The sequence below is a fragment of the Sulfitobacter sp. THAF37 genome, from assembly GCF_009363555.1.
Classification (GTDB): domain Bacteria; phylum Pseudomonadota; class Alphaproteobacteria; order Rhodobacterales; family Rhodobacteraceae; genus Sulfitobacter.
This window is the reverse complement of the sequence record NZ_CP045372.1, coordinates 1,719,685-1,735,286: the sequence shown is the minus strand read 5'-3', so window position 1 is coordinate 1,735,286 and position 15,602 is coordinate 1,719,685. Positions and strand designations below refer to the sequence as shown.

Annotated in this window: 12 protein-coding genes and 1 tRNA gene; 8 read left to right on the top strand and 5 right to left on the bottom strand. The window is 65.6% G+C overall.

Features of this window, described 5'->3' with window-relative positions; translation table 11 throughout:
- Positions 1-243 precede the first annotated feature (243 nt).
- The 5 genes from FIU94_RS08570 to FIU94_RS08550 all read right to left on the bottom strand — a co-directional run bounded on the left by FIU94_RS08570 (position 244) and on the right by FIU94_RS08550 (position 8,097).
- Positions 244-990 (bottom strand): hypothetical protein, encoded by a 747-nt coding sequence (locus tag FIU94_RS08570; RefSeq protein ID WP_152465403.1) that lies wholly within the window; start codon positions 988-990, stop codon positions 244-246.
- Positions 987-3,482 carry an FAD-dependent oxidoreductase gene (locus FIU94_RS08565; RefSeq protein WP_152465402.1) on the bottom strand — a complete coding sequence of 832 codons (2,496 nt, stop codon included), beginning with the start codon at positions 3,480-3,482 and terminating at the stop codon, positions 987-989. The genes FIU94_RS08570 and FIU94_RS08565 overlap by 4 nt, the downstream gene beginning before the upstream one ends.
- 289 nt (positions 3,483-3,771) lie before the next feature.
- Positions 3,772-5,178, bottom strand: a complete 1,407-nt coding sequence (locus FIU94_RS08560; RefSeq protein WP_152465401.1) for an FAD-binding oxidoreductase — start codon at positions 5,176-5,178, stop codon at positions 3,772-3,774.
- A gap of 32 nt (positions 5,179-5,210) precedes the next feature.
- Positions 5,211-6,989: a gamma-glutamyltransferase gene (gene ggt / locus FIU94_RS08555; protein ID WP_152465400.1), complete on the bottom strand. Its 1,779-nt coding sequence runs from the start codon at positions 6,987-6,989 to the stop codon at positions 5,211-5,213.
- Positions 6,990-7,110: 121 nt separating this feature from the next.
- The gene (locus FIU94_RS08550; protein WP_152465399.1) at positions 7,111-8,097 is read right to left on the bottom strand and encodes a D-glycerate dehydrogenase; all 987 of its coding nucleotides are present in this window, start codon (positions 8,095-8,097) and stop codon (positions 7,111-7,113) included.
- Between the two features lie 209 nt (positions 8,098-8,306).
- On the opposite strand from FIU94_RS08550, the gene FIU94_RS08545 reads away from it, so the two are divergent.
- The 8 genes from FIU94_RS08545 to FIU94_RS08510 all read left to right on the top strand — a co-directional run bounded on the left by FIU94_RS08545 (position 8,307) and on the right by FIU94_RS08510 (position 15,601).
- Entirely contained in the window at positions 8,307-8,744 is a 438-nt protein-coding gene (locus tag FIU94_RS08545; protein WP_254702655.1) for an SH3 domain-containing protein, read from the top strand.
- Positions 8,745-8,833: 89 nt separating this feature from the next.
- Entirely contained in the window at positions 8,834-9,826 is a 993-nt protein-coding gene (locus FIU94_RS08540; protein ID WP_152465397.1) for an NADPH:quinone reductase, read from the top strand.
- Between the two features lie 78 nt (positions 9,827-9,904).
- Entirely contained in the window at positions 9,905-11,239 is a 1,335-nt protein-coding gene (locus FIU94_RS08535) for a mechanosensitive ion channel domain-containing protein (protein ID WP_152465396.1), read from the top strand.
- A 59-nt stretch (positions 11,240-11,298) separates the two neighbouring features.
- Positions 11,299-11,373: transfer RNA gene (locus FIU94_RS08530), tRNA-Gln, on the top strand.
- A 195-nt stretch (positions 11,374-11,568) separates the two neighbouring features.
- Positions 11,569-12,168, top strand: a complete 600-nt coding sequence (locus FIU94_RS08525; RefSeq protein WP_152465395.1) for a TetR/AcrR family transcriptional regulator — start codon at positions 11,569-11,571, stop codon at positions 12,166-12,168.
- 435 nt (positions 12,169-12,603) lie between these two features.
- Entirely contained in the window at positions 12,604-13,734 is a 1,131-nt protein-coding gene (locus FIU94_RS08520; RefSeq protein ID WP_152465394.1) for an ABC transporter substrate-binding protein, read from the top strand.
- Between the two features lie 47 nt (positions 13,735-13,781).
- Positions 13,782-14,843 carry an iron ABC transporter permease gene (locus FIU94_RS08515; RefSeq protein ID WP_152465393.1) on the top strand — a complete coding sequence of 354 codons (1,062 nt, stop codon included), beginning with the start codon at positions 13,782-13,784 and terminating at the stop codon, positions 14,841-14,843.
- A complete protein-coding gene (locus FIU94_RS08510) occupies positions 14,837-15,601 on the top strand; it encodes an ABC transporter ATP-binding protein (RefSeq protein ID WP_152465392.1) in 765 nt (254 codons plus the stop codon). Before FIU94_RS08515 ends, FIU94_RS08510 begins: the two co-directional genes overlap by 7 nt.
- Position 15,602 lies beyond the last annotated feature (1 nt).

The window sequence follows — 15,602 nt, the reverse complement described above, 5'->3', positions numbered from 1 at the left end:
TTCTATTTCAAGGAGCTGTGACGCAGGCTGCGGGAAAATCCGTCAAACCCATCACGCCGAAGGCGTGCCAGCATGCCTCGGCGCTCCTTCGGAGCGACGGGCGGTGATTTCACTTCATTTCAACGGCTTGGGTGGATGGCCAAGAGGTCGACCTGGCCCCGATGGGCGGCATCACGGGCTTTGCCGCCGCAAAGGGCATGTGAACAGATGCTCCCGGCGCGGCCTGTGCCGCTCCGGGGACTTTCAGTCCCGCGCGTAGTGACGCGCAATGACGAAAAGACCGCCGATCAGCAGCATCGGCAGGATGAATATCCGGAACACATGCACCCCCAGCACCGCGAGCAATGCGCCGATCAGTTCATCCGCGCGGCTCCAGAGGTTGCCCGCCAGCTGGCGGTATTCCGTCAGACCCGGTTCTTCCTCGCCCAGGGCTTCGCTGCCACCGACGCGGGCAGTGATCTCTTCGACCAGGACGATGTTGCGGGTGTAGGTGGCTTCTGTCATGCGCAGGGCCAACGGCTCGGCGGCCACCAGCGCCAGCGGCAGGGCAAGGCCGAGAAAACCGCCGTACCAGGCCAGCCGCCGCGGCAGCCCCGCATGGCCCCGCCCGCTCAACGCCCAGATGCCCAGCGCGACGGCCAAAAGCCCCATGCCGATCGCGCTGACCGGGCCCAGCGCCACCGCGATGACGCCGGTCGCCACCATCACGCCGAACACCAGCCCCGCGATGCGCTCGACCGTGTCGTCGATCGGTTCCAACACCTTCAGCGGCTGGGCCGATCCGGACGCGATAAAGGAGAGGCCCACCTCGATTTCCTGCGCGGTGGACAGAAACGCGTTCAGCGTGCGCAGCGTGACATAGCTGGCCGCCGCCGTGGTGGCGACGCCCTGGGCATAGTCACGCCCCGCCGCGACCAGCGGGTTGTCGCGCAGCATTGCGGCGGTCAGCGCCAGCGCACAGAGAAGAGCAAGGGTGAGCCTGCGGCTCACCCGTCGACCCGGATATTCACGTTTTTGGGGTCATAGGGGCTGTCCTCGACCACTTCGGCATCCCAAAGCCGGTCGAACATCTTGACCTTCAGCTTGGTGCCGACCTCGGCGTGTTCGGGTTTGACATAGCCCATGCCGATGGATTTCCCGAAAGCCACGGAGTACCCGCCCGAGGTCAGACGCCCGGTGCGACCCTCCGCATGATAGAGCACCTCGCGACCCCAGGGGTCCGCATCCTCCGGCCCGTCGATCAGAAGGGTCACGCATTTGCTGCGGATGCCGTGATCGGCCATTGCCTGCTTGCCGTGAAACTCCTTGGACAGATCCACAAAGCGCGGCAGGTCGGCTTCCAGCGGGGTCGCGTCGCGGCCCAGTTCGTTGCCGAAGGCGCGGTAGCTCTTTTCCTGCCGCAGCCAGTTCTGCGCCCGCGCGCCGACCAGCTTCATGCCATACTTTTCACCCGCCTTTTCCAGCTGGTCGAACAGGTAGTTCTGCATCTCGATCGGGTGGTGCAGCTCCCAGCCCAACTCGCCGGTATAGGCGACGCGGATGGCGCGCACCGGGCACATGCCCAGTTCGATGTTGCGCATGGTCAGCCAGGGGAAACGCTTGTTCGACAGCACCGTGTCCGGGTCCGCGTCCTTGACGATTTCCTTGAGAACATCGCGCGACTTCGGTCCCGCGATGGCAAAGACACCCCATTGCGTGGTCACGTCATGGCATTCGATGTAACCGAACTCCGGCGCCTTGTCCTCGATCGCCTTGCGCAGGTAATCGCTGTCATAGGCCGTCCAGGCCCCGGCGGAGACGAGGTAATATTCATTCTCGGCCAGCCGGACGATGGTGTACTCCGTGCGCGTGGTCCCCGCCCCGGTCAGGGCATAGGTCAGGTTGATCCGACCGACAGAGGGCAGCTTGTTGCAGGTGAACCAGTCCAGGAACTGCGTCGCCCCCGGCCCCTTGACCAGATGCTTGGTAAAGGCCGTCGCGTCGATCAGACCCACGCCCTCGCGGATCGCGCGTGCCTCTTCCACGGCATACTGCCACCAGCCGCCGCGGCGGAAACTGCGCGCATCGTGGTCGCTGAACCCTTCGGGCGCGTAGTAGTTCGGGCGCTCCCAGCCATTGACCCAGCCGAATTGCGCGCCGCGTGCGGCCTGCCGGTCATAGGCGGGCGAGGTGCGCAGGGGCCGGCAGGCAGGGCGTTCCTCGTCGGGGTGGTGCAGGATATAGACGTGCTCGTAGGCTTCCTCGTTCTTGCGCGCCGCGAACTCCGTGGTCATCCAGTCGCCGTAGCGTTTGGGGTCGAGCGACGCCATATCGATCTCGGCCTCGCCCTCGACCATCAGCTGCGCGAGGTAATAGCCGGTGCCGCCCGCCGCAGTGATGCCAAAGGAGAACCCCTCGGCCAGCCACATGTTGCGCAGGCCCGGGGCGGGACCCACCAGCGGGTTGCCATCGGGGGTGTAGCAGATCGGGCCGTTGAAATCGTCCTTCAACCCGCAGTTCTCGGCGGATGGAATACGATGGTTCATCGCCATGTACTGATCCTCGATCCGGTCCAGATCCAGCTGGAACAGATCGGCGCGGAAGCTGTCCGGCACGCCGTATTCGAACCTCGCGGGCGCGTGCGGCTCGTAGACCCCCAGGATCCAGCCGCCGCGTTCCTCGCGCACATAGGACTGCGCATCGGCGTCGCGGATCACCGGATGTTCGACGTTGCCTTCCTCCTTGCGGAACTTCACCAGCTCGGGGTCCTGATCCATCACGATGAACTGGTGCTCCACCGGAATCGCAGGCATCTTGATCCCCAGCATCTTCGCGGTGCGCTGCGCATGGTTGCCGCTGGCAGTCACCACATGCTCCGCCGTGATCACGATCTGCTCGTCCGACGGCACAAGGTTGCCGCCCTTTTCCACCATCTTGGTGGCGGTCACTTCCCAGGCGTCGCCGTTCCAGTGAAACGCATCCGCCTGCCATTTGCGCTCGATCATCACGCCGCGCTGGCGCGCGCCCTTGGCCATGGCCATGGTCACATCCGCCGGGTTGATGTAGCCGTCGGTCTGGTGATACAGCGCGCCCTTCAGGTCCTCTGTCCGGATCAGCGGCCACTTGGCCTTGATCTGATCGGGTGTCAGCCACTCATAAGGCACACCACAGGTCTCGGCGGTGGAGGCATAGAGCATGTACTCGTCCATGCGTTCGTCGGTCTGCGCCATGCGCAGGTTGCCCACCACGGCGAAGCCCGCGTTCAGACCGGTCTCTTCTTCCAGGGTCTTGTAGAACTTGATCGAATAATCATGGATATGCGTGGTCGCATAGGACATGTTGAAATAGGGCAGCAGGCCCGCCGCATGCCAGGTGGAACCCGACGTCAGCTCGTCGCGCTCCAGCAACATCACATCCTCCCAGCCCGCACGCGCCAGATGATAGGCGATCGAGGTCCCGACGGCGCCGCCGCCCACGACCAATGCTTTGACTTGCGTTTTCATGTCCCGGGCTCCCCTGCTGGATCTGCCCCCCCTTTTAGTCAGGGTGCGGAAAATCCATCATTCCGCGCCGACGCAAGACAGTGCAAAACCGACCTGCCCGACCCGTTTTGAACCGCCGACGATCCCCCTGCCCCTCCGGCCCGCGAATCCGGCGGGGTCGGCGCGCAACCATGTCGTTCATTGTTCCTCAAATACACCGGAACCCGGTGCCGCATCCGCAACGCCGGGGTCCGGGGCTCAGCCTGCCGCAAAGGCCAGGCATGTCGTGCGGCGCAGCCGCTCCTTGGGATCAGGCAGGCAGGATCTTGCCCGGATTCATGATGTTGTCGGGGTCCAGCGCCACCTTGATCGCCCCCATGACGCCAATCGCCTCCGGCCCCAGTTCCCGCACAAGATAGGGCCGTTTGCCCTGTCCCACGCCATGTTCGCCTGTGCAGGTGCCGTCCATGGAAATCGCCAGGTCGTTCAGCCAGCTGACGAAGCTCTCCGCGCGGGTCACTTCCGCAGCGTCGGCCATGTCCAAAAGCAAGGATGCGTGGAAATTCCCGTCGCCCGCATGGCCCACCACCGGCGCGATCAGCCCCATCTCACGGGCCTTGGCGTCCGTGGCCGCGACCGCCTCGGCCAGACGCGAAATCGGGACGCAGACATCCGTCGTCACGGCCTTGCAGCCGGGCCGCAGCGCCAGCATGGCCCAATAGGCGTCATGACGCGCCTGCCACAGCCTGTTGCGCTCCTCCAGCGACCCCGTGGCCTGATAGCCCGTCCCGCCCTCTTCCTCTGCCAGCATGCCAAAGGTCTCCGCCTGCTCCGCCACCGCGGTCTCCGAGCCGTGGAATTCCAGCAGCAGCAACGGCGTTTCCGGCAGGTCGAGCTTGGAATAGGCGTTCACCGCCTGGACCACCCGCGCATCCAGCAGTTCGATCCGCGCCACCGGCAGGCCGTACTGGATCGTTGCCATCACCGCGCGGGATGCCGCCTCCAGCGTCGGAAAGGAACAGCGCGCCGCCGAGATCGCCTCGGGGATGCCCTGCAGCTTCAGGGTGATCTCTGTGATCAGGCCCAGCGTGCCCTCTGATCCGACCATGAGCCGTGTCAGGTCATACCCGGCAGAGGACTTTCGCGCCCGGCTGGCAGTGCGCATGATCCTGCCGTCCGCCAGCACCACTTCCAGGCTCAGCACATTGTCCTTCATCGTGCCGTAGCGGACCGCGTTGGTCCCCGAGGCGCGCGTCGCCGTCATCCCCCCAAGCGAGGCATTGGCGCCCGGATCAATCGGAAAGAACAGCCCCTGGTCGCGCAGGTGGGTGTTCAGCGCCTCCCGCGTGACCCCCGGCTGCACCCGGCAATCCAGGTCGCCCGCATTGACCTCAAGCACCTTGTCCATTTGCGACAGGTCGATGGAAATGCCACCGGCGGGCGCGTTGACGTGGCCCTCCAGCGACGTCCCGGTGCCGTAGGGAATGACCGGCACTTTGTGCTCGGCGCAGACCTTCACGACCTGCGACACCTCTTCGGTCGAGCGGGCAAAGACCACGCCGTCCGGTTTCTGGTTCTCGATCCAGGTCGTCGTGTGGCCGTGCTGCTCGCGAATCGCTTCGCCGGTCTGGAACCGTTCTCCGAAGGTCTGCTTGAGCACCCCCAGGACCGTACCGATCCCGTCCTCGTTTCTTGCCAGCGTGGTGACTTGTGCCATAGTGCTTCCTCCTCCGCCGCGGGGCGGTCCTTCTATTGTCCGTATGCGATGCCTTCGCGGCGCGGGTCGGCGCCGCCCTGCAGACCATCCTCCCCGGTGGCGATCAGGTGCAGGCCCGAGGTCAGCGCCCGGGTGCCAACCTCGTATCCCATCCCGGCGAGCGGCTCCAGCAGGTCTGCCGCCGGGGTGCCCTCCTCCAGATCGTAGGCGCCAAAGCGGTTGACCGCGTGGGGAATGCTGGCCGCCTGCTGCACGTCCAGCCCCCAGTCGATCACGCCGATGATCGCTTCGGCCACATAACCGATGATCCGGCTGCCGCCCGGGCTGCCCACGGCCAGCACCGGCTTGCCATCCTTCAGGACGATCGTCGGCGCCATGGAAGACCGCGGCCGCTTGCCCGGTTCCACCCGGTTGGCAATCGGCACCCCGTCGCTGTGGGAACTGAAGGAGAAATCGGTCAGTTCGTTGTTCAGCAGATAGCCGTTCACCATGATCCGACTGCCAAAGCCGTTCTCGATGGTGGTGGTCATGCTGGCGACATTACCCGCCGCATCCACGATGGATATATGCGAGGTCGACGGCAGTTCGAGCGAGACATCATCGGCCCACAGCAGCGCATGGTCGAATTCGGGTTCGCCCGGTGCCACTTCGTCCAGCGCCGCATCTCCGGCCAGTTGTTCGGCGCGCTGGGCCAGATAGGCCTTGTCCAGCAGCCCCGTGACCGGCACCGGCACATAGTCGCTGTCCGCCAGGTACCGGCCCCGGTCGGCAAAAGCCAGCCGCGCGGCATCGCCCATCAGGCGGCGCACCTGCGGATCCTGCGGTCCCGCGCTCAGGTCATATCCTTCGAGCAGCCCCAGGATCTGCCCCACGGCCACCGCGCCAGAGGACGGCGGCCCCATCCCGCAGACCTCGTGACCGCGGTAGGGGGCGCAGACCGCCGCGCGTTCCTTGACCTGATAGATGCTCAGATCCACGGGCGAGAGCATCCCGGCCCCGTCCATCGCATCATTGACCGCCGCCACGAGGGCCTCGGCATTGGCGCCGGTATAGAAGTTGGTTGCACCGCCGTTCAGCATCCGCAGCGTTTCAGCATAGGCGGGGTTCTTCAGCAGATCGCCCGCGGCAAGCGGCTCCCCACCGGGCATGAAATAGGCCGCGGTGTCGGCAAACCGGCCCAGGCGTTCCTGATCCCCCTCGATCAGCCCCGCCAGACGCGGGGAAACCGCGAACCCTTCTTCGGCCATGGCGATGGCGGGCGCGGTCAGGTCGGCAAAGGGCAGGCTGCCCCAGCGCGCATGGACCGCCTCCATCAGCGCAGGCGTCCCCGGCACCCCGACGGAGCGCCCCCCGACCACCGCGTCGAAGAATTTCAGCGGTTCACCTTCCGCGTCCTGGAACCGGCGCGGGGTGGCAGCCAACGGCGCGGTCTCGCGCCCGTCCAGCGTGGTGACTTCGCCGGTTTGCGCGTCATACCAGACCAGAAAGGCCCCGCCCCCGAGGCCAGAGCTTTGCGGCTCCACCAGCCCCAGCATGGCTTGCACTGCCACCAGCGCATCCGCCGCCGTGCCACCGGCAGCCAGCGCATCCGCGCCCGCCTTGACCGCATGGGGGTTGGCCGCCGCGACCATCCAGTTCTGCGCCTTGACCGGTTTGCCCTGCACCTTGGCGGCCATGGCGCCTGCGTACTCGGGGCCAAGACCTTCGAACACACCGGCCCCCGCCGCTTCGGGGGCCACCGTATCCGCCACCTGCTGGGCCGATACGGCCCCCGCACATAGAATCGCCACTACCGAAATCGTTTTCAACATCGTGCAAACTCCCTTTCTTTCCGGCCCAGATTTCCTCAGGGAGCTTGAGGGACAGCGCCCCTCATCCCCTCATGAATCGCGTGCGGCGCAGCCGCGCCTTACGGGTCCCGCCCCGGCGGGATCAGAGCATTGACGGCACCACCTGGTCCGGCGGGCGGTGGCCGTCATCGAAGGTCTTGATGTTGATGATGACCTTCTCGCCCATTTCGATCCGGCCCTCCAGCGTGGCCGACCCCATGTGCGGCAGCAGAACCACGTTATCCAGTTCGCGCAAGCGCGGGTTGATGTCGGTCCCGTGTTCGTAGACGTCCAGCCCCGCCCCCTTGATCTCGCCTCCGCGCAGCATCCGGGTCAGCGCGTTTTCGTCGATCACCTCCCCGCGCGAGGTGTTCACGATGACCGCGTCGGGTTTCATCAGCTTCAGCCGCCGCGCATTCATCAGATGGAAGGTCGACGGCGTGTGCGGACAATTGATCGAAATCACGTCCATCCGCGCCACCATCTGGTCCAGGCTTTCCCAATAGGTCGCGTCCAGACCGCGTTCGGTTTCGGCGTGCAGCCTGCGCCGGTTGTGGTAGTGGATCTGCATCCCGAAGGCGCGTGCGCGCCGGGCCACCGCCTGGCCGATGCGCCCCATGCCGAGAATGCCCAGCCTGCGCCCGCTGATCCGGCCGCCCAGCAGCGCGGTGGGCGCCCATCCGGTCCAGTCGCCCTTTTGCATCTTTGCCATGCCTTCGGGCATGCGGCGCGTCACCGCAAGGATCAGGGCCATTGTCATGTCGGCGGTATCGTCGGTCAGCGCGCCGGGGGTGTTGGACACCAGAATCCCACGCTGGCGCGCCGTCGCCACGTCGATGTTGTCGACCCCCGCACCGTAGTTCGCGATCAGCTTCAGCCGCTCGCCGGCCTGTCCGATCAGCGCCGCATCGACGGTATCGGTGATCGTGGGGACCAGCACATCGGCATCCTTGACCGCCTCGGCCAGTTCTGCCCGGCTCATCGGGGCGTCGTCCTCGCGCAGGGTCACGTCGAAGAGTTCGGACAGCCGCGTCTCCACGGCATCTGGCAACCGTCGCGTGACTACAACACTCAACCGTTTCTTTGACATTTCGTCCTCCCCAGTCTTGGCGGCATGCGCTTTTGCCCGCATGGTGTCCCAAGCAGCGACGAGGCACAAGAACCTCGCGGTGCAAAAGAGCAAACAAAACCAAACAGAAGACAGTGCAGGCAGCACCCATGAACTTCCGACTCAAAGGCGCCCTTGCGGCGCTGTTGGTAATCACGAGTTTGACGGCGCCCGTGCTCTGCCCCCCGGCAATGGCCGAAGGGGTCGGGCCCGTCACCAACCTTCCGCTTCCCAGGTTCGTGTCCATGAAGGCCTCCGAAGGCAACGTGCGGCGGGGGCCGTCGCTGTCGCATCGGATCGACTGGGTCTACAAACGGCGGGACATGCCGCTCAGGATCACCGCCGAACACGGCCACTGGCGGCGGGTGGAAGACCGCGACGGCATGGGCGGCTGGGTGCATTACTCGTTGCTGTCCGGCACCCGGACGGTTCTGGTGGAACAGGACATGCTGGCGCTGCACGTGCGCCCCGACCCCAACGCCCCGATCGCCGCGGCGCTTGAACTGGGCGTGGTGGCCCGGTTGGGCGAGTGCATTCCCGAGTGGTGCGAACTGCGCACCGGGGGCTATTCCGGCTGGGCGCCGAAGTCCCGCATCTGGGGCGTGGCGGCGGACGAAATCCACGACTGACCGCGGCTTCGCACCCCTGCCCGACGCCGGATTGCCCATGCCCGGCTTTTGCCCCACAGTGCCGCGAAACGGCAAAAGGGGGATAAGCGATGCGAGCCATCACCTATGAGAAATTCGGCCCGGCGCGCGAGGTTTTGCGGCTGCAGGAGATCGACAGCCCCGCACCCGGCCCCGGTGAGGTCCGGGTCAGGCTGGCGCTGTCCGGGGTGAACCCCTCGGACGTGAAGGCGCGGGCAGGCACCCGGCCCGGTGTGACGAAACCCGCCTTTCCGCTGATCGTGCCGCACAGCGACGGCGCGGGCGAGATCGAGGCGGTCGGCGCGGGCGTCGACCCTGCCCGGATCGGGCAAGGGGTGTGGATCTGGAACGGCCAGTGGCAGCGCAGCCACGGCACTGCCGCCAGCCACATCACGTTACCCGCCCAACAGGCGGTGCCGCTGCCCAACGGTGTCGACTTCGACGTCGGGGCGAGCCTCGGGATTCCGGGGCTGACCGCCTGCCACGCGGTCTTTGGCGGTGGCGATGTGGCGGGCGAGACGGTGCTGGTTCAGGGCGGCGCGGGCACAGTGGGGCGACTGGCGGTGCAGCTGGCCAAATGGGGCGGCGCGCGGGTCATCGCGACGTGCAGCGCCGCCGACCGGGACCGGGTCGTGGCGGCTGGCGCGGACGCCGTGTTCGACTACGGCGCGGGCGACCTGGCGGCGCAGGTGCTGGACGCCAATGACGGCATGCCTGTCGGAACCGTGGTCGAGGTCGAATTCGGCCTCAACATCGCCGCCGACACCGCGCTGATCGCGGCCAACGGACGACTGGCAGCCTACGGCTCGGCACAAATGATGGAACCGACCCTGTCCTTCGGGCCGCTGCTGTTCAAGGCGGTGACAATCGACATCATCCTGATCTACCTGCTGCGCCCCGCCCAGCGGGCGCGGGCCATCGACCGGCTGCACCACGCGCTGGCCGACGGGGCGCTGGACTGCCCGACCGAGCGGATCCTGCCGCTGGCCGAGACGGCAGCGGCGCACGAGGCGGTGGAGAAAGGCGGCCGCAACGGGGCGATCCTGGTGGACTGTCAGGGCTGAAGGCCCCTCTTCGCATGATTGCCAGGGCCGCGGCTGCGGCCTAGGGTGTCCGGATTCTATCACGACGGATTTCAGCCCATGCGCATTCTCGCCTACCTGTTCTGCCTGGCCCTGCCCCTGGCCGCGCTGCCCCATGCCGCTTCCTCCCAGACCAGCGATCAGCCCACCGGCACCATCACCATCAAGGACGACGCGGCGTCAGACGCGGCCATCGCAACCCGCATCCGCGACATCCTGCACGAACTGGAGGGGTTCGAGGACGTCACGGTCACCGTGTCCTCGGGCATCGTCACCCTGCGCGGCTCCACGCTGGACATGAACGCCGCGACACGTCTGTCAGAGCTGGTGGGCCGGGTAGAGGGGGTCGTGGCGATCAAGAACGAGGTTTTCGAAACCACCGATGTGGCCCGTCGCCTGAACCCGGCGGTGGAGCGGTTCAAGTCACGCGGCTACCAGCTGGTGGCTTTCCTGCCGCTGGCCCTGATCGCACTGGCGGTGTTCTTTGCCGTCGTGTTCCTGGGCTTTTTCATCGCCCGGCGCAAACAGCCCTGGGACCGGCTTTCGCCCAACGCCTTCATCGCCGACATCTACCGCCAGATCGTGCGGTTGTTCTTTATCATCGCCGGACTGGTCGTCGCGCTGGACATCGTGGGGGCGACCGCGCTGCTGTCGGGCATCCTGGGCGCCGCCGGGATCGTCGGCCTCGCCATCGGTTTTGCGGTGCGCGATACGGTTGAGAACTTCATCGCTTCCATCATGCTGTCGATACGCCAGCCGTTCCGTCCCAACGACACGGTGGAGATTCAGGGCGACACCGGCAAGGTGATCCGCCTGACCAGTCGCGCAACCATCCTGCTGAGCTTTGACGGCAACCACATCCGCATCCCCAATGCGACGGTGTTCAAAAGCCGCATCGTCAACTTTTCACGCAACGCCGAGCGACGCTTCACCTTTGCCCTGTCCGTGGCCCCCGATGCGGACCTGGACCAGGCGCGCCACCTGGCGCTGGACACGCTGGACGCCCTGCCCTTCGTGTTGGAAAGCCCAGAAACCTCGGTCTGGATCGAATCGGTCGATGATTTCTGGGTCACGCTCAACATGGCGGCCTGGATCGACCAGCACGACACCTCCATCGTGCTGGCCCGGTCCGAAGCGATCCGGCTGACGCAGGCGGCATTCGACGCCGCGGGCATCGCCGCCCCTCTGCCAAGCTACCGGATCGAGAACCTGCCGGAACTGACGGGACAGAGGGCAGACACCGGCGCCCCGCCCCCCCGGCAAGACGCGCCCGCCCCCGCGCCGGTCCAGGATGTGGACGCGACGGCGGAAAAGGAGCTGGAAAAGATCGTCGACCAGGAACGCGCCGAACTTTCCCGCCGCGACCTGTTGAACGTGAACGCGACCGAGGAATAGGATTTTTGCCAAAACGGACTTGCACTGACCGCGCAAGGCTTCTAATTAGCGGCTCACGTTGGGGTGTAGCCAAGCGGTAAGGCATCGGTTTTTGGTACCGTGTATCGTAGGTTCGAATCCTACCACCCCAGCCACACGCTCCGTTTTGTGATGTTCGCCGCCGGTCAGCCGGTTGTGTCCTGCGCGGGCCAGGCTGGCATAGATGGAGTTTTCATCCGGAACAGCCAGACCAAGCCCGGCAGCCCCCCGATCGACAAGAGCGACATCCGGTTTACGCATTGACATATCCGTAACACGACTTACGGATTCTTCCGGCACGGAGAAGCGACATGCGTGAAGAAAACAAATCCCTGCGCCAGCAGCAGATCGAGACCGCCGCCTATGCGCTGCTGGAGGAAAAGGGCTATGCCGGTGCCTCCATGCTGGCCATCGCCAAGAAGGCGCGCGCCTCGAACGAGACGCTCTACAACTGGTACGGAGACAAGCAGGGCCTCTTCAAGGCACTTGTGACCAGAAACGCGGCCGAGGTGAAATCGCTTCTGGAACGGGAACTCGCGGCGGCGAGTGAGCCGATGACAACGCTCGCAGGTTTCGGGCCAAAGCTGCTGGAGTTGCTGTTGGGCGACCGCGCCATCGCGCTGAACCGCGCCGCGGCGGCAGATCCGACCGGCGAGCTGGGCGCGGTCATCTCTTTGGCCGGGCGGGAAACCGTCCTGCCGCTTGTCGTGCAGGTGCTGGACGCGGCGAGGCTTGAGGGAAAGCTGGCCTTTGACCAGCCGGAAGAGGCGGCATCGCTCTACATGAACCTGCTGGTCGGCGATCTGCAGATCCGCCGTGTGATCGGCAGGGTGCCCGCGCCCACACCCGGTTTCTGCATTGAAAGGTCGGAGCTGGCCCTGACACGCTTGGCGCGGTTGCTTTCCCCCTGAAGGGGAGATGCGAAGGTCCACGAAGTTCCCGCCGCTCTGCTGATCAGGTTCCATCAGCAGCGTCGGCGTCAACGCGATGGGACGAAGGCTTGGCTCCGGCGTTTCCAGCAGGCGCAGGGATGCGGGCGCCGTATCGTCCGTTCTGACAAGGAGACTTGCTGATCTCAGGGCCGACCGGCCAGCCTCGGACAGCATGAAATCCAGGAATGCACCGACCTGTCCGGCGTGTAATCGCCGGGCGCCAGTGCCAAAACAGATCTTTGTCTCGTGATCCCGTTTGGAGGACTCTTGACCGATCACCACCGCAAGCGGGCTGCTGTGCGAGGTGGCGGCAATTCGCCCCCACGAATACCCAAGCTTTTTTGTCAGCCTATATCTTGACTAAATTAATCGGATACACCATCCAAGGGCCAGTTTGAAAACGAGGATGCCACAATGACCCTGAAACTGACGTTTGGCGCCGCGGCGCTGTCCCTGCTTCCCGGCCTGGTCCTGGCAGACCCGGTCACAGTGACCGATATCGCCGGACGCGAAGTGACACTGCCCGAGCCCGCCGACCGCGTGATCCTGGGGGAAGGGCGGCAGATCTTCTTTGCCGCCGTACTGGACGGCGACGACCCGTTCAAGCGCGTCGTCGGCTGGCGCGAAGACCTGCTTCAGGCCGCGCCCGAAAGCTATGCGATCTATGCAGAGAAATTTCCGCATATGGCAGACATCCCCACCTTTGGCGGCTTCAAGGACGGCACCTTCGACATTGAACAGGCGGTTGCGCTGGACCCGGACGTGATGATCATGAACCTGGAGGCGAAGGCCGCCACCGACGAGGCTGGCTATGAAGAGAAACTGGCCAAGGTCGGCATCCCCATCGTCTATGTCGATTTCCGCGAGAAACCGTTCGAGAACACCGCCCAGTCGATGCAGATCATCGGTCAGCTCTTCGGTGAGACCGCCCGCGCGGCCGAATTCAACGCCTTCTACGAGGGGCAGATCGCGCGGGTTACGGATGTGCTGGATGCGCAAGAAGGGCTTGAGCGGCCACTGGTCTTTGTCGAACGCGCGGGCGGCTATTCAGAGGATTGCTGCATGTCCTTCGGCAATGGCAATTTCGGCACCTTCGTCGAACTGGCGGGGGGCGACAACATGGCCGCGCCGTTTATCCCCGGCACATTCGGCACGGTCAACGCCGAGCAGGTGATCGCCAGCGATCCCGACCAGATCGTGGTGACGGGCGGCGTCTGGGACGCCTATGTCCCCGGCGGCGACTGGATCGGCGTCGGTCCCGGCACTGACACGGCAGAGGCGAAATCGAAACTCGCGGCCCTGATGGAACGGCCCGGCTTTACCGGCGTTGCGGCGGTGGAGAACGGCAACGTACACGCCATCTGGCACCAGTTCTACAACAGCCCCTACAGCTTTGTCGCGGTGCAGCAGCTGGCGAAATGGCTTCATCCGGACCTGTTCCCCGACCTGGACCCGGAATCGACAATGAAAGAGCTGCATGACCGCTTTCTGCCGGTGGACTACCATCCCGGCTACTGGGTCTCGCTTGATCAGGTGTCGAACTGAATGCAAAGGGGCGGCCAAGGGGTCGCCCCGAACCTGAGGAGGCCCCAATGGTCACAGCCGACACCGCCGCCCTGCCCCATGCGGCAAGCTATCGAGGGCTGGTCGCGCGACGCCTCGCCATTCTGGCGGGGCTGACCACGCTTCTGGTCCTTTCACTGGCCGTCGATGTGTCTCTGGGCCCGGCGCGCTATCCGCTGGGCGACGTCCTGCGCACGATCTTTGCGCCCGGGTCGAGCGACCTGCAGATGCGGGTGGTGATCTGGGACATCCGGATGCCCATGGCGCTGCTTGCCGTCACAGTGGGCGCCAGCCTGTCGCTGGCGGGCGCGCAGATGCAGACCATCCTGGCGAACCCGCTTGCCAGTCCGTTTACCCTTGGCCTGTCGGCGGCGGCGAGCTTTGGTGCGGCACTGGCAATGGTGCTGGGTGTCGCGATCTTTCCCGCGGCGGTCTCGCTGATGGTGCCGATCAACGCCTTCGCGATGGCGATGGCAGCCTCTTTGCTGATCTTCGGTCTGTCCACCATGCGTGGCGTGACGGTGGAAACCATCGTTCTGCTGGGCATCGCGCTGGTCTTCAGCTTCAACGCTGCACTGGCGCTGCTGCAGTATTTCGCCTCTGAACAGGCGCTGTCGGCAGTGGTTTTCTGGACCATGGGCAGCCTGACCAAGGCGACCTGGGCCAAGGTCGGTGTCTGCGCCGTCATCCTTGCGGTGTGCACGCCGCTCTTTGCGCGCCGCGCCTGGGCGCTGACCGCGATCCGGCTGGGCGAAGCGCGGGCGGCGGCGATGGGCGTACCGGTCAAACGCCTTCGGCTGGAGGCGCTGTTCCTGGTGTCGCTGCTGGCCGCTGTGCCGGTCAGCTTTGTTGGAACAATCGGGTTCATCGGCATTGTCGGCCCGCATGTGGCGCGCCTGCTGCTGGGGGAGGATCAGCGGTTTTTCCTGCCCGGCGCGATGCTGTCGGGGGCGGTGATCCTGTCGGCGACCTCGGTGCTGTCCAAGGCGATCCTGCCCGGCGCGGTCCTGCCCATCGGCATCATCACGGCATTGGTCGGGGTGCCCTTCTTTGCTGCCCTGATCCTGACGAAAGGACGCAAGTCATGGTAAGCCTCACGCTCGACCGGGTCGGCGCACGCTACGGGCGGCGCCACATTCTGACCGATGCCACCACGCCCGAAATCGGCGGCGGCACGCTGACTGCGCTGGTGGGTGCCAACGCGGCGGGCAAGTCCACGCTGTTCCGCCGCATCGCGGGCCAGCTGCGCGGCTCGGGCGCGGTGCATCTGTCCGGCGCCGATCAGGACGATCTGCGCTACATGCCGCAGGACACCGGCATGAATGCCGCGCTGACGGTCTACGAATCCGTGATCCTCGCGCTGAAGCAGGGCGGCGGCGGCTGGCGGCTTTCGGCGGAGGAGCTGGCGGCGGTGGACGCGGCGTTGCAGCGGTTCGGCGTGGCGCATCTGGCGGACCGGCAGCTGCCCGAACTGTCGGGCGGCCAGCGCCAGTCTGTCAGCATCGCACAGACGCTGGTGACGCGCCCCCGGGTCGTGCTGATGGACGAACCGACCTCGGCGCTGGACCTTTACCGGCAGTACGAAGTGCTGGACGGCCTGCGCAGCTATGCCGAGGACACCGGCGCGGTGGTGATCCTGGCGCTGCACGATCTCAACCAGGTGATGCGCGCCTGCACAACGGTGATGGCGATGGCAGAGGGGCGCATCCTGGCCACCGGGCCGACGCTGGAGGTGCTGACGCCCGGGATGATCGGCCGCCTTTACGGCATCGACAGCCGGGTCGAACGCTGTTCGCGCGGCTGCCCGATGATGATCGTGGACGGTCCCTCGGCCTATGCGGCGCAATAGC